This window comes from Marivirga salinae (assembly GCF_030503855.1).
Classification (GTDB): Bacteria; Bacteroidota; Bacteroidia; order Cytophagales; family Cyclobacteriaceae; genus Marivirga; species Marivirga salinarum.
Genome location: NZ_CP129971.1, coordinates 1,663,281 through 1,685,261 on the forward strand (window position 1 = coordinate 1,663,281; position 21,981 = coordinate 1,685,261).

At 33.4% G+C, this 21,981-nt stretch carries 14 protein-coding genes; 13 read left to right on the forward strand and 1 reads right to left on the reverse strand.

Features of this window, described 5'->3' with window-relative positions:
* Positions 1-5: 5 nt before the first annotated feature.
* On the reverse strand, positions 6-488 hold the full coding sequence (locus tag QYS49_RS07095; protein ID WP_308351027.1) for a DUF4199 family protein: 483 nt from the start codon (positions 486-488) through the stop codon (positions 6-8).
* 618 nt (positions 489-1,106) lie between these two features.
* Here QYS49_RS07095 and cmk point away from each other — a divergent pair.
* The 13 genes from cmk to QYS49_RS07160 all read left to right on the forward strand — a co-directional run bounded on the left by cmk (position 1,107) and on the right by QYS49_RS07160 (position 21,933).
* A complete protein-coding gene (gene cmk, locus QYS49_RS07100) occupies positions 1,107-1,796 on the forward strand; it encodes a (d)CMP kinase (RefSeq protein ID WP_308351028.1) in 690 nt (229 codons plus the stop codon).
* Entirely contained in the window at positions 1,786-2,706 is a 921-nt protein-coding gene (locus QYS49_RS07105) for a 4-hydroxy-3-methylbut-2-enyl diphosphate reductase (RefSeq protein ID WP_308351030.1), read from the forward strand. The genes cmk and QYS49_RS07105 overlap by 11 nt, the downstream gene beginning before the upstream one ends.
* Positions 2,707-2,826: 120 nt before the next feature.
* A complete protein-coding gene (locus tag QYS49_RS07110; protein WP_308351032.1) occupies positions 2,827-4,191 on the forward strand; it encodes a Na(+)-translocating NADH-quinone reductase subunit A in 1,365 nt (454 codons plus the stop codon).
* A gap of 53 nt (positions 4,192-4,244) precedes the next feature.
* Positions 4,245-5,438, forward strand: coding sequence for an NADH:ubiquinone reductase (Na(+)-transporting) subunit B (locus tag QYS49_RS07115; RefSeq protein ID WP_308351033.1), 1,194 nt, complete (start codon positions 4,245-4,247; stop codon positions 5,436-5,438).
* On the forward strand, positions 5,425-6,171 hold the full coding sequence (nqrC, locus tag QYS49_RS07120; RefSeq protein ID WP_308351034.1) for an NADH:ubiquinone reductase (Na(+)-transporting) subunit C: 747 nt from the start codon (positions 5,425-5,427) through the stop codon (positions 6,169-6,171). The genes QYS49_RS07115 and nqrC overlap by 14 nt, the downstream gene beginning before the upstream one ends.
* 18 nt (positions 6,172-6,189) lie before the next feature.
* Positions 6,190-6,876, forward strand: a complete 687-nt coding sequence (locus tag QYS49_RS07125; protein WP_308351035.1) for an NADH:ubiquinone reductase (Na(+)-transporting) subunit D — start codon at positions 6,190-6,192, stop codon at positions 6,874-6,876.
* Positions 6,877-6,896: 20 nt separating this feature from the next.
* Positions 6,897-7,508, forward strand: a complete 612-nt coding sequence (gene nqrE / locus QYS49_RS07130) for an NADH:ubiquinone reductase (Na(+)-transporting) subunit E (RefSeq protein WP_308351036.1) — start codon at positions 6,897-6,899, stop codon at positions 7,506-7,508.
* A gap of 88 nt (positions 7,509-7,596) precedes the next feature.
* Positions 7,597-8,163, forward strand: coding sequence for a DUF502 domain-containing protein (locus QYS49_RS07135; RefSeq protein WP_308351038.1), 567 nt, complete (start codon positions 7,597-7,599; stop codon positions 8,161-8,163).
* A gap of 347 nt (positions 8,164-8,510) precedes the next feature.
* Positions 8,511-11,753 carry a UvrD-helicase domain-containing protein gene (locus QYS49_RS07140; protein ID WP_308351039.1) on the forward strand — a complete coding sequence of 1,081 codons (3,243 nt, stop codon included), beginning with the start codon at positions 8,511-8,513 and terminating at the stop codon, positions 11,751-11,753.
* 322 nt (positions 11,754-12,075) lie between these two features.
* Positions 12,076-14,901 (forward strand): PD-(D/E)XK nuclease family protein, encoded by a 2,826-nt coding sequence (locus tag QYS49_RS07145; RefSeq protein ID WP_308351041.1) that lies wholly within the window; start codon positions 12,076-12,078, stop codon positions 14,899-14,901.
* Between the two features lie 134 nt (positions 14,902-15,035).
* A complete protein-coding gene (locus tag QYS49_RS07150) occupies positions 15,036-15,476 on the forward strand; it encodes a peroxiredoxin (protein WP_308351043.1) in 441 nt (146 codons plus the stop codon).
* A 554-nt stretch (positions 15,477-16,030) separates the two neighbouring features.
* Positions 16,031-19,810 carry a CHAT domain-containing protein gene (locus tag QYS49_RS07155; protein ID WP_308351045.1) on the forward strand — a complete coding sequence of 1,260 codons (3,780 nt, stop codon included), beginning with the start codon at positions 16,031-16,033 and terminating at the stop codon, positions 19,808-19,810.
* Positions 19,811-19,917: 107 nt separating this feature from the next.
* A complete protein-coding gene (locus QYS49_RS07160; protein WP_308351048.1) occupies positions 19,918-21,933 on the forward strand; it encodes an OmpA family protein in 2,016 nt (671 codons plus the stop codon).
* Positions 21,934-21,981: the final 48 nt, after the last annotated feature.

Here is a 21,981-nt window from a genome sequence, read left to right on the forward strand (position 1 = left end):
GGACATTACTTTGACGCCTTATTTTCCCTTTGTTCTTTCAAGAATTTTTCTGGAGTTCTTTTTTTATACCATTGCATCACTCCATAACTCAAGAAAAATCCTGAACCAGCACCTTCCATAATAATTATAAATGAGATAAGAAATGCGTTTAAATAATTACCAAAGGGTTCTACATTCTTTATTTCTTGTAAGAATTCAGGGTTCGATAATAAATAAATGAAAATGAATATGGCAAATGCCAATGATGAGCTCACTGCTGTAAACATTCCGGTACCAATACCTTTAAAATAATCGAAGGCCTTATTTTTTTTATGAATTGATTTGATAGAGTAAAAAACTCCAGCACCCATAATAAAAATATTCAAAGCTCTAAGCTCTAAATTATGAACTAATCCTATGGCATTCATAATCAAGAAATAAACAACAAGACCAACAAAAACCATAATTCCTCCGATAAGTCCGTTATAATCAATTGAATCTTTCTTCATAACATTTAATGATTGGTTATTAATATTAACAAGACATGAAGTCAATTGTTGTTTTTTATTCGTATTAACCTGAGTTCGACATTAATTTGGAAATTCAGGATTTCATGGGAAAGTTTTTCTGATTCCGCTTGTAAACAGCGATTTTCTTTCTAAAAATTTCTTACAATAGCCCGATATTGCTTCAAAATATTTAGTTGAAACTCACTATTTACAAACGGTCTGAATCCTAAATTAATAATCGAATTCAGGGTATTAGTCCAGCTTTGTTCCTTTAAATCCTCATCTCTCCATTTGTGTTTGCTCAGATTTTATTTTAATCAATAGCTCATTGAAATGAGAATCAAATTTGTCAAAGTAATTGTTGTTAGTTCATTCAACTGTTTTTGTAATTAATATCAATTCAGTATTTCATCGAATTATCCGTGAATTTCCTTGCTTATCCTGTATATTTGCAGACGAAAACAAATTTGGAGGTATTGATGCTTAGGAAAGCACTAAAATTAAATTTTATATCCTTATTAATTATCGGAGTTTTGATGTCTGCTTGTGCGAATCAAGGAGGACGAAAATCAATGCCTAAGAAAAAACCTCTACCATGTCCTGTTAAAGATTGCTAAAATGAGAAAAATAGTTATTGCCATAGATGGATATTCAGCCTGCGGGAAAAGTAGCACAGCCAAAGAAGTGGCAAATCTGCTAGGCTACAGTTATATTGATTCAGGAGCTATGTACAGGGCAGTGACTTTGTATTTCCATCAAAACCATATCACAATAGACAATCCTAAGGAAGTTGCTAAAGCCATTGAAAATATTAATATTTCTTTCATTTTTAACGAAAGAAAGGCATACAGCGAAACTTATTTGAATGGCTTGAATGTTGAAGAGGAAATTCGAAAAATGTATATTTCAAATCAGGTAAGTAAAGTAAGTTCTATATCTGAGGTGAGAAAAAATATGGTAAGCCAACAACGAAAATTAGGAAAGAAGAAAGGGGTGGTAATGGATGGAAGAGATATTGGTTCGAATGTATTTCCTAATGCAGAATTAAAAATTTTCATGAAAGCTGATTTGGCTATTAGAGCCGAAAGAAGGCAAAATGAGTTACTGGAAAAAAATCAGTTAGTTCCAATTCCTGAAATAGAAGAAAACTTATTAGCACGTGATAAAATGGATTCGGAAAGAAAGGAGAATCCTTTGATAATCCCTGATGATGCTTATATTTTGGATACAAGCGAATTGACCTTGCCAGAACAGGTAGAATATGTTCTGCAATTGGCAACCGAAAAAATGATAAAATATGATGGGTAAATTGAAAGTAACCATAGACCAAGATTCAGGTTATTGCTTCGGTGTTGAATATGCTATTAGGATGGCAGAAGATGCGATGGAAGAATCCGATAAATTATATTGTTTGGGTGATATAGTCCATAACGATATGGAAGTAAAAAGACTTTATAATAAAGGATTAAGAGTCATCAATTATGATGATTTGAAAGAGCTTCATGATTGCAAAGTATTGATAAGAGCTCACGGAGAACCACCTGAGACCTATCGTATTGCTATGGAAAACAACATTGAACTCATTGATGCAAGTTGCCCTGTTGTTTTGAAATTACAAAATAGAGTGAAAAATGCGCATGATAAAATGTGCACAGATAAAGGACAGATTGTGATCTATGGTAAAAAAGGTCATGCAGAAGTGACGGGTTTAGACGGACAAACTAACGGAAATGCAATCATAGTCATGGATGAATCGGATCTTGAGAAAATAGATTTTAAAAGACCCGTTACTTTATTTAGTCAAACCACTAAAAGCACTTCTGGCTTTTATGATTTAAAAGAGAAGATCGAAAATAGATTAAAGCAGGCTCAAGCAGATTTTAAAGAAGAGAAATCAGCTACATTTAATGCAAATGATAGCATTTGTAGGCAAGTGTCCAATAGAGAGCCAAAACTAAAAGAATTTTCAAAGCTACACGATGTTGTTTTGTTTGTGAGTGGTAAGAAAAGCTCAAATGGAAAAGCATTGTATCAAGTATGTAAAGCCCAAAATCCGAACAGTTATTTTGTTGAAAATGAAGAGGAGGTAGATTCTCTTTGGTTTGAAGGTCAAAATTCAGTGGGGATATGCGGAGCAACATCAACCCCGATGTGGTTAATGGAGAAAGTAAAGAATTATGTGGAAAATATTGAACATGAAAGCCTACTAAGCTGTTAACGAAAAAGTTTTCAGCCGAATTAACTATGTACAGTATTATTGTATTAAAAGATTTTTTTTAGCAAAATAATTCTTAATTTTGCCTCAATTTCAAATAAGGGTTCATTGTTAAATAAAGACATGTCTCATACCATTAAACTTAAAAAAGGTTTTGATATCAACTTAGCTGGAAAAGCTGAACAAAAGATATCAAGTGCACCTAAACCAGAAACATTCGCAATCAAACCTACTGACTTTCCGGCTATTACACGGCCAAAGTTATTAGTAGAGGAAGGTGATTCTGTTAAAGCAGGAACTCCACTCATCTATGATAAGATGGCTCCAGATGTATTGTACTGCTCTCCAGTTAGCGGAGAAGTAGCCGAAATCAAAAGAGGAGATAAGCGAAAATTATTAGAATTAAGGATTTTAGCAGATAAGGAAAATGAATTTGTGGATTTTGGAAAGCATTCCAAATCTGACCTCAAATCATTGGATGCAGAGAAAGCTAAAGAAACTATGCTGAAAAGCGGTGTTTGGCCTAATATTATCCAAAGACCTTATGGTATAGTAGCTAATCCTGAAGATTCGCCTAAAGCAATCTTTATTTCCGCATTTGATACGCATCCTTTAGCTCCAGAATATAACTTCATTTATAAAGAAGATGAAGAAGCATTTGAAGCTGGTTTAGAAGTAATTAAAAAATTCACTCAAGGAAAAGTTCATATCAATATTTCTGAAGATAAAGAAATGTTGAAAATGTTCAGCCAAGCAGAAGGTGTTCAAATCAATAAATTTTCTGGTAAACACCCTTCAGGTAACGTAGGCGTTCAAATTCATCATATTGACCCTATCAATAAAGGTGATATCGCTTGGACAGTAAAACCTTATGGTGTTATCCAAATTGGTAATCTTTTCTTATCCGGAAAATATGATGCTTCTAAAAAAGTAGCTTTAACAGGATCAGAAGTAAGTGAGCCTCAATATTATCAAACTTATGTAGGTGCTTCAATCAAAAATATTATTAAAGATAATATTTCTGGAGACCATGTAAGATATATTTCAGGAAACCCATTAACTGGGGAACGAATTGATGCGGATGGTTATTTAGGGTATTATGATGAACAGATAACGGTTGTTCCTGAAGGTGATTTTGAAGAATTATTAGGATGGATCAAGCCTACCACTTCAAAACTAAGTATTCATAGGGCTATTGGTTTATTATCTTTCTTGAACAAAAAGAAAGAATATGTATTAGATACTAATACCAATGGAGAGGAAAGGGCATTTGTTTTGACTGGTGAGTTTGAAAAAGTTCTTCCAATGGATATATTGCCTAATTATTTATTTAAAGCTATAATGGCTGAAGACTATGATGAAATGGAAGCTTTAGGTATTTTCGAATTAGTGGAAGAGGATGTAGCATTATGTGAATTCATTGATGTTTCTAAACATGAGCTACAGGCCATCTTAAGAAAAGGAATCAATTTAATGATAAATGGATAAAAGGTAATTAATCTTAGAGATTAATATCAATAAATATAATCATACTATAAAATATGAATCCAATACAAAAATTCTTCGATAAAATTGAACCTCTTTTTGAGAAAGGGGGGAAATACGAGAAGTACTATACATTGTACGAAGGTCACAGAACTATTCTTTTCAGGCCTAAATTAGTTACAGGTAAAAAAGGTGTACAAGTTAGGGATGCTAACGACTTGAAGAGAACCATGATTACAGTAGTTATCGCCATGATTCCTTGTTTATTATTTGGAATCTGGAACATAGGTCATCAGCATTTTTTAGCAATAGGTGAAACAGCAACTTTTATCCAAAAAATTGGAATTGGTGCTATTCAAGCTATTCCAATTATTATTGTTTCCTATGCGGTAGGTCTTGGAACTGAATTTGCAGTTTGTGTTATCCGTAATCACCCTGTTAATGAAGGTTATTTGGTTACAGGTATGTTAATTGCATTAATTATGCCACCTAGTATCCCTTTATGGCAAGTGGCATTGGCTACAATTTTTGCTGTAATTATTGCTAAAGAGGTTTTTGGTGGAACAGGAATGAATGTTTTAAACGTAGCCTTAACAGCTAGAGCATTTTTATATTTTGCTTACCCTACCGATATTTCAGGTGAGGTTTGGACTTATTTAGGTGATGCTACTGCTGTTGATGGATACTCTGGAGCGACTGCTTTAGCTGTTGCTTACGATACAGCTTTAAACGGAACGGGTACTGTGATGGAATCGTTTTCAAGCTTCTGGGCTGAAGGGATGTATTCATTCAAGAATATGTTTATAGGAGCGATTCCTGGTTCCATAGGTGAGACTTCTACTTTAATGGTATTAATTGGAGCTGCAATCCTTATTGCTACAGGAGTTGGAAGCTGGAAAATTATTTTCAGTGTATTTGCTGGAGCTTGGTTAATGGGATTAGGTTTTAACGCTGTAGGATACAATGCTTTTATGGATATGCCAGCTCATTATCACTTAGTGATTGGTGGTTTAGCTTTCGGAGCAGTATTTATGGCAACTGATCCAGTATCGGCAGCCCATACAGAAACTGGTAAATGGATTTACGGATTCTTGATAGGTATATTAACTGTAATCATTAGAGTTGTTAACCCTGCTTATCCAGAAGGAATTATGCTAGCCATTCTTTTAATGAATGTGTTTGCTCCATTAATCGATCATTATGTTGTTGAATCTAATAAAAAGAGGAGGTTAAAACGTGCGACAGTCTAATTATTACGTAATATTATTTTCCGTCATACTAACAGTTGTATTGGGCGGATTATTGGCAGCTACGTCTGAAGGTTTAGGACCTATTCAGCAAAAGTCAATAGAGTTGGACACTAAAAAACAAATTTTGGGTGCTGTAATAGAAGTGACTCCTGAAATGGATGTCATTGAAACTTACAATAAAGCTATTAAATCTGAAGTAACAGATTATGAGGGCAATATTGTAACTGAAAATGAAAAAGGAGAAGAGCTAGTAGCTGAAGATGTAAGTGTTGAAAAACAATATAAAAAAGCACCGGAAGAAAGACTTTATCCTGTGTTCAAATATTATGGAAAAGATGGTGGAGAAGAAATAGAGTCTTATATCCTGCCTGTATATGGTAGTGGTCTTTGGGATAATATTTGGGGTTATATAGCCTTAGATACTGAAGGGAAAATCATTAAAGGGGCGGTTTTTGCTCACGCAGGAGAAACCCCAGGATTAGGAGCAAGAATTACCGAGGATCAAGTACAAGCAAGATTTGAAGGTAAAGAGCTTTATAATGATCAAGGCGAATTGGTATCTGTTAAAATGCTTAAAGGTGAAAGTAATCCTGAAAGTAAATTGGATGAGCATCATGTAGACGGAATGTCTGGAGCCACCATTACTGGTAATGGTCTAAATGACATGTTGAAAAATTATTTCAAATATTACCAATCATATTTTAACAAAAAAGGGGCTACTGCCACTTTATAATTTAAAGAAATTAAAGATATGAGTACAGAAACTGTAGATAAACCGGTTAAAAAAGATTCGGAAGCTTTTCTTTCCAAAAGAAGGAAAAAGATTGTAACCGATCCGTTAAATGACGATAACCCGATTACCATTCAGGTATTGGGTATTTGTTCTGCTTTAGCAGTAACTACCCAAATGAAACCAACAATGGTAATGTCAATTGCGGTTATTTTTGTGATAGTTTTTTCAAACTTAACTATTTCATTAATAAGAAAATTGATTCCAAACCGTGTTAGGATTATTGTTCAATTGGCTGTTATTGCAACATTGGTAACTCTAGTAAATGAAGTATTGCAAGCTTTTGCTTACGATATGTATAAAGAATTAAGTGTATTCGTTGGTTTGATTATTACAAACTGTATCATTATGGGGCGTTTGGAAGCATTTGCTTTAGCTAATAAACCTTATGATTCAATTCTTGATGGTTTAGGAAGTGGTTTAGGATACGCTTGGATTATACTAGCTGTTGCTTTCTTTAGAGAGCTTTTTGGTTCGGGTGCAATATTTGGCTTCGAAGTATTTGAAGCTATTGGTTTCTCAGCAGATGGATGGGTTGGTTTTGACTACCAAGCTAATGGTATTATGGTAACTCCAGTTGGTGCCTTCTTTATATTGGGGCTTATTATCTGGGTTCAAAGAAATAAAACAGGATACGTAGAAAATTAATCGCTAAAAATATTTAGACAATGGATTTAATTAATTTAGGAATAAAATCAATTTTTATAGAGAACATGGTTTTCGCCTATTTCTTAGGTATGTGTTCTTTTTTGGCGGTTTCTAAAAAGGTAAGCACTGCTTTCGGTTTAGGATTAGCTGTTGTTTTCGTTTTGACTATCACAGTTCCAACTAACTGGTTCTTGGCAGAGTATGTATTAAATGAAGGAGCGCTTACATGGTTAAGTAAAGATTTAGCAACAGTAGATTTAAGCTTCTTAAGCTTTATCATGTATATCGCTGTGATTGCATCAATGGTGCAATTAGTTGAGATGGTAATTGAAAAAACATCACCAGCTCTTTACGGTTCTTTAGGTATATTTTTACCATTGATTGCTGTTAACTGTGCGATTTTAGGTTCATCCTTATTCATGGCGCAAAGAGAGTATGGATTAGCTGAATCTGCTGTTTATGGCTTCTCTTCAGGAATTGGATGGTTCTTAGCAATTATTGCTCTAGCAGCTATTCGCGAAAGATTAAAATACTCTAATGTTCCTGATGGATTAAAAGGATTGGGCATTACAATGTTAATCACTGGCTTGATGGGTATTGCATTTATGTCTTTTATGGGGATTTCAATTTAACCCTCTTTTAATAATGTTATTTTCGAAGCCTTGATGGACTACATCAGGGCTTTTTTCGTTAGTACAACAATACATTTTATTTTTATACATGAGACAAAGGATTCTTACAAAAATTGCAAGTTATTTTTTCAGGGGATTATTATTCGTAGCGCCTATTGCCTTTACTCTTTTAGTAATACAAGCGGTCTTTAATTGGCTTGATGGGTTGTTACCTGTTGATTTTCCAGGGCTTGGGATATTAATTCTGGTATCAGCAATAATTGGAGTGGGCTATTTAGGAAGCACCTATTTTATGAAGCCCTTTTTCGAGTTGTTTGAACAAATTATAACAAAGATTCCTTTTCTAAGTTTGATATATAACTCTATAAAAGATCTTGTTGGAGCATTTGTAGGTGATAAAAAGAAATTTAATGAACCCGTCATGGTGCAATTTGATGAAGCGGGTAAAATATTTAAACCAGGATTTATTACTCAAAGTGATTTAACTAAGGTCGGATTGGAAGGTTTTTCTTCTGTTTATATGCCACATTCCTATAATTTTTCAGGAAATATTATAATCGTTAAAAATGAGTTGGTTCATGCATGGGATGTTAATAGTACTAATGCAATGAAATTTATTGTTTCTGGAGGCGTGAGCGGTTTTGAAGATATGTAATAAAGAACAAAAAAAAGGCTTTAAAATATTTTTAATTTACCTTTAAATATAATTAAAGCAATAATTAAAGTAAATAAAGTAATAATTACGCTATAAAATCCTTAGTATGCTTTTTATCAGTAATGTATGTTATTATATTTGTTTACCATTAAAAATTAATCATGACGAGGGGGGAAGTTTTGAACGTAAAGAGTAAATATAAATCAATTATTACGAATGGTTCTACAGGCGATATAATTTCTGCTGTGGTTATTGGTATTGAATGTATTGTAGCAACTTCTGTTATTATAATGAATATATTAAACTAACTCCTTTTAATTTAATTCCACTTCCCTTAATTTTCCTTTATGTATAAGGAAAATCTCTTCACAGTTTATAAATCATCTGCAGGCAGCGGTAAAACTTTCACTCTCACAAGAGAATATTTAAAATTAGCCTTCCAAAATCCCGATCATTTCAAAAAAATACTAGCGGTTACTTTTACTAATAAAGCAACACAGGAAATGAAAGAACGGATTATTCATAATCTGTTTGATTTCTCCCGTAAAGCACCTTCCGACATGGGAGAGCAGTTGAAAAATATTTTGGGATTTACAGATCACCAATTACAAGTAAAATCCCAGCAATTACTTATTTCAATTCTTCATAATTACAGTCGCTTTTCTGTACAAACTATAGATCGATTTTTCCAAAATGTAATGCGTTCTTTTGCTAGAGAGTTAAGTCTTCAAGGTGATGGTGAACTACTTTTAAATACTGATGAAGTAAGACAAGCTGTACTTGATTTGTTAATGGAAGACATAAGTGATCCAAATCATATAGCCTTAAAAAATTGGGTGATCGATTTTTCCATTAGCAAATTAGAAGATAAAGGAAGATGGGACATTAGAAAAGATATACTTTCCTTTACTGAGGAATTGATGAAAGATGATTTCAAGATTATTGAAAATGCTTTAAATAAAGAAATTAGTGATTATGATAAGCTGAAAGTTTTCAAAGACAAGCTCAATAAAATCATAGCTAAATTTGAAAATACTCTGGATGGAATAAGTAAAAAGGCCTTTCAGTTAATCGATAAAAAAGGACTTACACTTGATGACTTCAGTGGCAAGGGGAGTTCAGCGCCTAATTTCTTTAATAAAATCAGTAAAAATAAGAACTATGATTTGTCAGACTTACTAAATAAGACGGTTCAAAAAGCCTTAGATTCAAATGGTGATTCACTAGCCACCAAAACATCTGATAAAAAGGAACTTATTTCTCAAACTGCATCTGAGGGATTAGTTGATTGTTTCCATGAGGCTATTGAATATATTCAAAAAAACCTTGGAGAATATCGGTCGGCAGAGAATATCCTTAAAAATATTTATTTAATAGGTATTACCCAGCATTTCAATCAAAGAATGCAGGAATATAAGCAAGAGGAAGGTATTCAGTTTCTCTCCGATACAACACAATTCTTAAATCAAATAATAGGAACAGATCCAGCTGAAAGTCCATTTGTTTATGAGAAAATGGGCAGTTTCTATGACCATTTTTTAATTGATGAGTTTCAGGATACATCGACTTTGCAATGGCAAAATTTCAAGCTTTTGGTTGAAAACTCTTTAGCCGAAGGGAATGAAAATTTAGTAGTAGGAGATGTGAAGCAATCCATTTACCGATGGCGAGGTGGAGATTGGCGATTGTTGTTGAAAGGTTTAAAAGAAGATATCTCTCCAGCTTTTTATCATGAGGATGCTTTAAGTCATAATTTCCGTAGTAAGCCTCATGTTATAGATTTCAATAATAATTTATTCACCTCCTTACCTGAAATCATAAAGGCTCATGCAGTTAATAAGTCATCAAATAGTTTTACCGAAGACGCTGAACATTTATTGCAGGATCTACCTGATGCCTACAATGAAGTAGTTCAGCAAAAGAAGAAAGAATATCCTTATGATGGATTTGTAGAACTTCAGTTTTTTGAAGAAGAGCAAACAGATGATGGCGAAAAAATCAGCTGGAAAGAAAAGGCTTTAGAAAAATTTATCCAAGATTTGGAGCGTTTGCAGGATTTAAATATCCAATTAAAGGATATCGGGATCTTAGTAAGAAGAAAAGCAGAAGGGATTGAAATTCAAGATTATCTAGAGAAGTATAAAAAGGAAAACCCACAGAAAGCTAAAGAATATCAATACAATATCATTTCAGATGAAACTTTACTTCTATCAAGTGCACATATTGTTAATTTTCTGTTGAACTGCTTTCAATATCTCTATACAGAAGATAAAATTGCACTGGCGCAAATTAAATTCTATTATCAGAAAATCATCAATCAAGATAATTCGCTGATCCATGAAATTGTGAAAGTAGATGGGGATGATAATTACCTTCCAGAAGAATTTTTATCTGCACAGAAAGAACTGATGAGTTTGAGTTTATTAGAGATGAGTGAAAAGCTCATTCAGATTTTCAAACTGAAAGAAATAAAGAAGGAAAAAGCTTACCTATCAGCCTTTCAAGATGTATTGTTAGACTTTGGAAATAAGGGAGGTATTCCAGATTTTATGGAATGGTGGGAACAAAATAGCCAATCCTATGCTATCAAACTGCAATCAGATGAGCATTCCGCTAGATTAATGACGATCCATAAATCTAAAGGATTGGAGTTTAAGATCTGTATGATTCCACTTTTGGAATGGACTTTAAGTCCTAATGCTTTAATGGCGCCAACTCTTTGGGTAAATACAGAAGGCACTCAATTTTCGGAAATCCCATATTTGCCAGTTAAGCAAACTTCCTCATTGAAAGATTCAGTATTCGCTAATGCTTATTGGGAAGAAGAGGTGAGGAGTTATCTGGATAACCTTAATCTATTGTATGTAGCCATGACTCGTGCTGGAGATGCGCTCTTAGTCAACACTAATGCTAAAGGGAATTCAGGTTACGTTTCTAAACTCCTATTAGAATTTGCTGAACAGCAAGATGATTGGCAAGAAGCGGAAATGAAATTAACAATTGGCTCAGAATCTGATTTTGCTTTAATGGCGAAAGATAAGGAGGAAAAAGCAGAAGCCTTTTCAACATCATCCGTTAACTTAACTTATTATGAAAGTCATAATTGGCAGGATAAATTGCAAATCAAACATTCCCAAGCTTTGCTAGTGGATGATTCTGGTCTTTCCAAAACTGATTTAGGAATTTATGTGCATGATATTTTTTCTAAGTTAAATGACCTTTCTGAAATTCCAGTTTTGCTTGAAAAAGTAAAAGCTGAAAAAATGCTGAACACAGAAGATTATGATTCTATTCAGAAATTGGTGAAAGATAATCTCCACAGTGAAAGTGAATTATTGCCTTGGTTTCAAACGGATTGGGAAGTAAAAACAGAAGTGCCTGTTTTATTACCTGATGGCTCATTAATCAGATTGGATAGGGTGTTACTTAAAAATAATGAAGCGAGAATATTGGATTTTAAAACAGGTCAAAAATCAGATCAGGATAACAAGCAGCTTAATTTTTATAGAAATACTTTAAAGAAAATGGGTTATGAAAAAGTCACAGCCCACATCGCATATTTAAATCCCTTGGAGATTGTTGAGGTTTAGGTTGTTTTTCTCACAAGGCGAAAACTTATACAAGCCAAAGGCTTGAGGTGACTCTCGCAAAACCTGTCCCGTATTTTAATCGGGAGGCGCAAAGACCTCGCAACGCAAATAAAAAGAGAAAAATGACTAATTTATAAAAGAGATTTATGTTTTTCTTTGCGAAAACTTTGCGACAAAGACGCCTGCGGACAAGTTTTTTTATATAGTAGCATAAAGAAATGAAGAAAAAATGGAAGCAAGGAATTTTCAACCATTAGGAAAAAAGTGATAATTCTATAGAACTAGCAAAGCATCACGAAATAGTACTTCAATTATACACATAATGCAAAACACATTTTTAGAAGAGTTAGCCCATACATTATATACTCAATTAGGAAAAGACATTTCAAATTACACCGTCATTTTCCCAAATAGAAGAGCAGGTTTATTTTTTAACCGTGCACTTCGTAAACTAATTGACCAACCCATTTGGGCACCGGAAGCGATGGCAATTGAAGATTTTGTTCGTCAGAAAAGTGATTTTGCAGTACCTGATCAATTGAGCTTAATCTTTTCTTTGCATGAAGTATTTCAAAAGCATGCGCCATTTAAAGAAGACTTTGAGCAATTCTATTTCTGGGGCGATATGTTGGTTAAAGATTTTAATGATGTAGATCATTATATGGCTGATGCTCGCCCACTCTTTGCTAATTTGTTGGAATGGAAAAAACTGGCAGATACAGATTTCTTAACCGAAGAACAGGTCCAATTAATTGAAAAATTCTGGAAAAGTTTTGAAGCTAAGCCCAAAGATGCGCAAGAGAAATTTGCTCGAAATTGGAATATACTTTATCCGGTTTACCAGGATTTTAAGCAAAAATTGAAAGAGGAGAATCAAGCTTATAATGGCATGTTGTATAGAGAATATGCTGAAAAGCTGAAGGCTGGAGAAGTGCAGATTTCAGGGCATTTGATTTTTGCTGGATTCAATGCATTAACCAAAACGGAGGAGATTATTATTTCAGAAGCAGTCAAACAAGGAGCTCAGATTTTTTGGGATACGGATGCTTATTATGCCGCTCCTGAAAATACCATGCAAGAGGCTGGTAACTTCTTTAGGGAATATTCCAAGCATACTGTTTTAGGTAAGACATTTCCAGAAGAACTGCCAGATAGAATTATTAAAGAAACTCCACAAATTAATATAACTGAAGTTAAGGGGAACATTGCTCAGGCTAAATTCTTAGGGCAATTGCTTACAGAGCAAAACATAGGGCAACCCGAAAAAACGGCTATCATTTTAGGAGATGAAAGTTTGCTTTTTCCTGTTTTGTATGCGCTTCCTGAGGAGATAAAGAAGGTGAATGTTACAATGGGCTATCCGCTGCGATTTGCCTCCATATATCAGTTGATGAATATTTGTCTTTATCTACAGAAAAATAAAAGAGTAGAGGTTGATAAAATCACTTTCAACCATCGAGATGTTTTGAAAATTTTAAAGCATCCTTTTGTAGGGAATCTTTTGGGTGAAATAGCCAAAACTAAAATCCAAAATATTGAAACTAATAATATTATTCGATTAGAATTAAAGGATTTGTACGCTGAAAATGAAGAAGAAAATCCACTTTTAGAAATCCTATTTAATGATGGTTCAGAGAATTATTTTTTCTATTTGAGAACCATTTTGCAATATGTGCATCAAGAGCAAATTGAATCTACTGAGCAGGAATTTATTTCTGAAATTTACAAGCAGATCAATCAATTAGAACAAATCATAAGCGAGTTCAAACTGGCTTTAGATATCAATGCTTTCATCCGCTTATTCAATCGAATTATTCAATCCATCAGAGTACCATTTTCAGGTGAGCCTTTGGAAGGAATTCAAATTATGGGAGTACTGGAATCCCGTAATCTGGATTTTGAATATATCTATTTCCTCAGTATGAGTGAAGATAATTTTCCGGGTGGTGCAAACAGTCAATCATTTATTCCTTACAACATCCGGAAAGCATATGGACTGCCGACATTAGAGCAAAGAGATGCTATTTATGCGTATTTATTCAATCGTTTGCTACAGCGTTCTAACGAGATGCACTTGATGTACAACAGTGATAATAGTGGCGGAAAAGGTGGTGAGCCCAGCCGTTATCTGTTGCAATTGCAATATGAACTAGGCATTCAAACTCAAAAAGTAAAATTGCAGAATCTTAATCAAGATCCGCAAGCTGCTTCTGCTGTTCCGATTACCATTGAAAAGAATGAGGCAATTTGGAATATTTTAAAATCTTATAATAAAGATAGATATCTATCAGCATCAGCCTTGAAAACATATTTGAATTGCAGACTGCAGTTTTATTTTCGCTATATCGCAGGCTTAAAAGAAAGAGATGAAGTGAGTGAAGATTTGGATGCCGCTGATTTTGGAAATATTCTACATCAAGTGATGGAAAAACTGTATGGTTCGGTTTTAAATCAATTATTGGATGCTAACAAAATCATTCTGTTAAAGAAAAAAATTGATGCTTTAATAAAAGAAGAATTTGCAGCGCTTTATGGCAAAAAGGATAAAGTTTCGGAATTTGAATTTGAAGGCAGAAACATCATCATCAGAGATGTGGTGAAACGAATGGTTATTCAGATTTTAAATTATGATGCACAAATTGCACCATTTACAGTTAAAAGAGTGGAAGGTGTTTTCAAATATGAGGTACCTTTGGAAGATGGACAAAAAATTCAGCTTCAAGGCTCAATCGATAGATTAGATGAAAAGGAAAGTAGTATTCGAGTTATTGATTATAAGTCAGGTGGAGATGAAGTGAAATTTCCAGATATAGAAAGCTTATTCGATCGTGATCATGATAAAAGAAATGGCGCAGCAATGCAGACGCTGATCTATTCTTATCTTTTTATCAAAAGCGATGATTATGATGGTATTAAAAATGTGGTACCTGGGTTATACAATGGAAAAGGTTTATTCAAAGCTGATTTTTCAGAGAAATTGAAATTGAATAGAAATGAACTGAATAATGCGGAGGTTTTAATGAAGGAATTTGAGAAAGGCTTGAAAAATATCTTGAATGAAATCTTCATCAGTGACCAACCTTTTAAACAAACTGATAAACTAGAAAATTGTGCTTTTTGTGCTTACAAAACGATTTGTAATCGATAGATAAAAAAAGCAACACGTTGGAAGACGTGTTGCCAAACCTAATTGAACATGAAAACTAAATTGTTATCTAAAATAACATAATGTAAACCATTTGAATTAAAAATAGTTTTAAAACAATACACTAAAAGATTTTTATGTCACTAAAAGAACAAGAAAAAGCACCTGATTTTGAGTTAGAATCAACTTCAGAAAAGAAGTTTAAATTATCAGACCAGAAGGGTGAGCCAATTATTCTATTCTTTTATCCTAAAAACTTCACTAAAGTCTGTACTGCTGAAGTTTGTGAATTTAGGGATGCCTTTTCAGAGTTTAGAGATTTGAATGTGAAAGTAATAGGTATAAGCCAAGATTCTATAGCCTCTCACCATAAATTCAAAAAGGAAAATAAATTACCTTTTGAGTTGTTGAGTGACCCGAAAGGCAAAGTAGCAAAACTTTATAAAGCGACTATTCCTGTTATAGGCATGAATAGAAGAATTACTTATTTATTGGATAAGGAGTTGAAGATTAAATCTGTGTATGAAAATATGTTTACCCCAGATAAACATGTAAAGCAAATGATTAATCAGCTCTAATTTAATTTTCCTCTACAAATCTTTACTTTTTTTAGAACTTCTCTCTCTACTATATAATAAGAATTGTCCGCAGGCGTCTTTAACGCATAAAAGGTCTCGCAATACCTGTCTAGTACTTTAGTCGGGAGTCGCAAACCTGCCTGATCGGCAGACAGGACCGCGAATTTTTCGCAAAGGGAAATATTTGTTATCTTTTTGAAGTTCAATTCTCGGCCAAAGGCAAACCAGCCTCTGGGTGGAAAGACTGAAAGTACTTGATTTAAAATGATAGGTGAATAAATACCGACAAATAGGTATTTCATCTCATTCATACATACCGTATCTTTTGATTTTAAATGCTAATAACATAACAAAACTTAAAATACTTATGTATTGAATTTCAAGACTAATATTTAACAATTCATTCAAAACTTAAGTACTAGTATCTTCCATTTATCTATTAGAATTTAATCTTTATCGAGAATTATATAAGTTATAAGTTTTAAAGCTTAAATGTATTTAAATTGTGCAGTAATTATCCTAAAAGTACTAATTTGAAATAACTATTTTTAAAAATGTCAGTAAAGTGTATTGCAATAAAGTATTTATTCATTGGTCTTTTTCTTTTCTCAAGTTCAATGGCGTTTTCTCAGGATTGGATTGCTCCATATGAGGAAGCTGTAAAATCATTTCAGAATGGGGAACTTGAAAAAGCTGGGGAATTGGCTAGTGAATCTTTGTCATTTCTTAATGAAGATGTTGAGGATAAGGATCGTTTTTATGTACATCAGATCAGTACAACATTGGCATTGCAGTTAGGTGATTTATCTAATTTTCCTGAGTTGATCGATGAAGAAATTGAATTGTCAGAAGCCGCTTTTGGAAAGAATCAAAAATATATAGAAGCACTTAAAAAGAAAGCTCAAGGGTTTTATTATAGTGGAGATTTTGAAGATGCACAAGAAGCTTTCGAGTATGCAAAAAATGAATCTCATAGTATTTTAGGAGCTGAAGCTCCAATTACACTTTCACTTCAATCCGACTTAGGGCAACTTTATGCTGCTCAAAACCAATGGGGAAAAGCATATGAAATATTGAGTCCGGCTATGGATTTAATGCAAAAAAGTGCTGAAAATACAGAAGATTATATCTTCTCACTTTTTGTTTTAGGTCAAGCACATTATCATAGAGCAGAATTTAATGAATCTATAGAAAATCTATCTTTTTTCATTCAAATATTGAATGATAACGGAATGGAATCACTTCCTGAGTATGCACAGGCAGTAGAATTGGAAGAAAGAGCAAAGATAGAATCAGGTCAAACCACCGATTTATCAGATGTCAGCAGTTCGAATTTAACAGCATTGTTGAAAAGTGCAATGCAGGAACAAAATGTTGGAAATTCTCAGAAAGCGATTGAGTATTATGAAAAGGCTGAAGGCATTATTAAGGAAGAAGAAATTCAAAATAGAACAAGCTTTAGTATTCTCGTAAATTTCGCCAACTTAAAATTAGATGAAAATAATCACCAGAAAGCAGAGGGATTGTATGAAACTGCTGCAGCTATTTCCAATCAAGTATTTGATTCTATCTCTTTTGAAAATTTAATATTAAAGCAATTAGAAGCTAAAATTTACCAAAGAAAAGGACAAACAGAAAAGCATTTAACAGTTCTGGGAGAAATGAAATTGCTCGCCTCTCAAATAGATCCGCAAAATTCATTTAACTCAGTTTATTATGTTTTGGGATCATATATTCAGTTGAACGAATTAATTGCTTCATGGGAAATGGCCAAAAATTATTACAGTAATAGCGAATATGTGAAAGCCCTTTCCAATCAACAAAAAGAAAAATTTTTACAGCTATTTTCAGAGATATCAATTCTAGCTGCCACAGTATCAGAAGCACTTCCTTTATTGGAGGATGCGCAATTTAACCATTGGAAGGAAAACGAAAATTGGAATTTGAATTATATCCGATTAGCTTTTGAAACTGGTGATTATACAACTGTTATTAAAACCGTAGAATCAGAATTAGAGAATAGTAAATCTGGTGAGCATGAGACCTCTTATAGGCTATTACTAGCAAATTCTTACCAAAAGCTGGCAAACTATCCAAAAGCTGAGGAAAATTTCCAAAAAGCAATTGACAATTTACAGCAAAATGATAATGATGAATTGGAAATGCTATTGGCTCAAAATAGTTTGGCTACCTATTATATGGATTTGGGGAATTACGATAAAGCAGAAAGTATCTTTAAAGATATCTTGACTAAAAACAGATCGGCCTCATTTCTTCAGAACTTGGCTACACTTTATCAAGTAACCAATAGAAACCAAAAGGCAATTATTTTATTAAAGGAAGCACTTACCTTAGATTCTGTTCAATATGGAGTGAATCACCCTAATTATGCGCTCACCTTACAAAACTTAGCTTCTGCTCACAAGACGATTGGCAATACAGATGAAGCATTAGCACTTTACCGTCAATCGATTAAAATTGATGAAGCGAATAATTCTGAAAATACGATCGGATATGCCAATAAGCTTAATAATTACGCTATGGCATTGCAAGAAGATAGAAGGATAGATGAAGCCGAAAAGTATTTGATAAAAGCACTTGAAATCCGAGAAAATAAGTTGGGTAATCTCCATCCTGAGTATGCTTTCAATTTATACGGTTTGGCGGTTCTTAATCATAGAAAAGATAATATGGCGGTCGCCAAAGAATACTTTGATCAGGCTATTCCTATTTATATCAATCAGATAAAGAATGTTTTTCCTATTTTAAGTGAGAAAGAGAAGTCTGCTTTTTATGCCAATGTGGTAGATGTGGTGTCCGATTATCAAGAGTTTGCTATTGATTATTCACAGGAATATCCTGCTATTGGTGAAGACCTTTTTAAGTTCAGGATGTTGACAAAAGCCATTTTGCTGAATGCTTCTTCTTCAGTTCGTAAAAATATTTTAAAAGGCTCAGATGAGGCACTGAAGCAAGATTTTATGAAATGGCTTAATATTAAGGAGGAGTTAGCACAGCTATATAGCGCTGGAAAAGAAATCCAAACGGCCAATCTTGATAAGATTAAGCAATTTGAGAATCAGGCTAATGATTTAGAAAAAACACTATCCAGAAATTCTAAAAGCTTTGAAGGAGCCTTTTCATCATCTGTGGATCAATATGATTTAATAGTTGATCAACTTAATGAAAATGAGGCTATTGTTGAGATCATCAGACAAAAACTTAATATTAAAAATGACTCAGTTATATATGCTGCTATCATTTTAAATAAAGAATTGGAATTTCCAAAAGTAGTTGTTTTACCAAATGGGCTTCAAATGGAGGATCGTGAATTTAAGCGTTATTTCAATTCAGTTCGATATAAAGTCGCTAATAATGCAAGTCACGAAATTTATTGGTCACCAATTGCAGAAGAATTGGGCGAAATTAATACGGTATATATTTCTCCAGATGGAGTTTTTAATAAAATTAATTTAGCAACAATGCAGGATCCTTCTGATGATAAATTTGTGCTTGAAAAGTATGATTTACGACTTTTGACGAATCCTACAGCTTATTTGAAAAAAATTAATCTTGATAATAATTCACTTTATACAGCTGCATTATTAGGTAATCCAATGTTTGGAAATGAAAACCATATAAAATTAGATGTGAGCGAAATAACCGAACAAGTTGCAAACCAAAGATCTTTTGAATTATTAAAAAATGGTATTGCTCAACTACCAGGAACTAAGATTGAGATAGAAAAAATTGGTGGACTATTGAATCAAGAAGATTGGAATACTCAAATATTTACAGAAGAAATTGCCTCTGAATCTAGTATTAAGAATTTGAGTGATGCAAGAATTTTACATTTTGCTACCCATGGCTATTTTATTGAAAGCAGTTCATCCGAAGCAACAGTCGATTCAGAAAACCCATTGTTAAGATCAGGTTTATTACTAAGTGGGGTTGAAGAACATCTCACAGATCAAATTAATAATATTAATATGGATGGGGAAGATGGAATGTTGACGGCTTACGAAGCCATGAACCTTAATTTATTTAATACTGAATTGGTTGTACTTTCAGCTTGTGAAACCGGTAGTGGAGAATTAAAAGACGGAGAAGGAGTTTACGGCTTACAAAGATCTTTCTTGGTTGCTGGTGCCGAACAATTAGTGATGAGTTTATGGAAGGTAGATGATTTAGCTACTCAAGAGTTAATGGTAAATTTTTATCAAAACTGGATAGCAGGAGATGATTATTCTCTTGCCCTGCGAAATGCTCAACTTCAATTAAAAGAAAAATATCCTGAGCCTTATTATTGGGGGGCTTTTGTGCTTACAAAATAAATAGAACTATGAAATCGATATTAAAAATTCAGTTTCGAAATTTACATCAACCAAGAATGAATTTTTATCAAAGATTCCATGTGACCGTTGGCAATAAACTTATACACATGAAAAGAATTATTACTGTCTTATGCATCAGCCTTTTATTCATCAATTTTCTTTCTGCTCAAAATGCGGAAAGAACGGTAGTGGGAGGAGTTAGTTCAAAACGTAATACTGAATTTGCACCGAGTTTATCAGCTGATGGTAAAACCATGATTTTTCAATCAGATTCGGATTTTGGTTGGGAGTTATATGAATCTGTTTTGCAAGATGATAGTATTTGGTCGGAACCTACACCATTAAAAGAGATTAATGCTGCTTGTGATTTTTTGGCAGGCCCGTCTCTAAGTTATGATGGAAATACACTTTATTTTACTGCTTTTATTGAAGGGGAGACTGAAACTGAAGATATATATTATTCTGAGAGAATCGGTGATAAAGAATGGAGCGAACCCAAAAGTATTGGTGCACCAATTAATACGAATGATGACTACGAAGGCTTTCCTTCAGTATCATCGGATGGAAACTCCCTATATTTTATTCGTTTAAATTTTGATAATCCTGTTGATAGGAAAAGTAAAGAAAACTGCTTTAGGATATTTGTTTCGCACAAAAATGAAAATGGAGAATGGGGTGAGCCTCAAGCGCTTCCTGAGATCATCAATTCTGGATGCGAACGAGATCCGAAAATAATGGCAGATAACCATACACTTATTTTTTCCTCTATTAAGGAAGAAGGATTGGGGAAATATGATCTTTATCAAACGCGTTTGCAACCTGATGGAAGCTGGAGTGAGCCTTTAGAACTTGATTACTTAAACTCGGATGAAAATGATCAGAGTCCTGCTATATCTGCATCGGGAAAGGAAATTTTCTATTATAGCGATGATGATATTTATAAAACAGCTATTCCTGAGAAATTCAAACAAATGATAAATATCACCGTGAAGGGCATCGTGAAAAATACTGATGGAGATCCTGTAGAATCAAATATTCGAGTTTATGATAATGAAACTGGAGAGCTGTTAGCAAATGCTAAAAGCAGTACAGTAGATGGAAGATATAGCTTGGTTTTACAAGGAGGATTAGATTATCGTGTTTTATTCTCAAGCCCCAATTATTTTTCACAAGAAGAGCTTCATGAACTGAAAATTGTAGAGTCTTATAAAGAAATCAAATCTGATGTAGAATTAGAGGATAATTACAAAATGGAGATTTCCATTCGAGATAAAGATATTGAAAAGCCACTTTCTGCTTTTTTAAGTATCAAAGGAGGTAATGGAGATATGATTTATGATGATTCATTATCATTAGAACAAAAATCAATAAATCTGGATTTAAAAACAGATCAAAAGTATCAGGTAAAAGTTAATGTTCCGAAATACCCAACTCATGAAGAAGAGATAATATTCAATCCGGACACATTTAAAAGTCAAATGAAATATGCGATTTTAGTGCCGTTTGAGAAAGTGAAAGTGAAAGCCAATGTAACGGATATTGTTTCGAACCAGAAAATGAAAATGAAAGTCTATTTCAAAAATGAGGATGAAGATGAATTAATTGTAGCAAATGATAATGAGGAAGTTTACCTAAGAAAAGGTAATCGATATGAAGTATTGACTGGTAGTGACAAGGGCTATATGTTCTCTTCTACCAAGGTGGTAGCAGGTGAAGGTGAAAAAGATGAATATGGTAATTATAACGTAAATATGGAAATAATGAGAATTGAAAAGGGGTCTTCTCTTAATCTCAATTACATTACGTTTGATTTAAATTCTACAGAATTAGACTCAGCTTCATATTTTGAGTTAGATCGAGTTATTGAACTTCTTAATAAAAATGAAAGTATTAAAATTGAAATAGCGGCACATACTGATGATCTAGGTGATGAAAATTATAATCTGAAATTATCTGGAGAAAGAGCTAAATCGGTTATCAAATATTTATCCTCAAATAATGTTTCAGCAGACAGAATGATTGCAAAAGGTTACGGTCAATCAAAACCGTTGGTACCAAATGATTCTGACGAGAATAGAGCTTTAAACAGACGTGTAGAGTTGACGGTTTTAGAATCTGATTGATTGCCAGTTGGTTATAATCAATACTAAATTGTATAGAATTAGATTTTC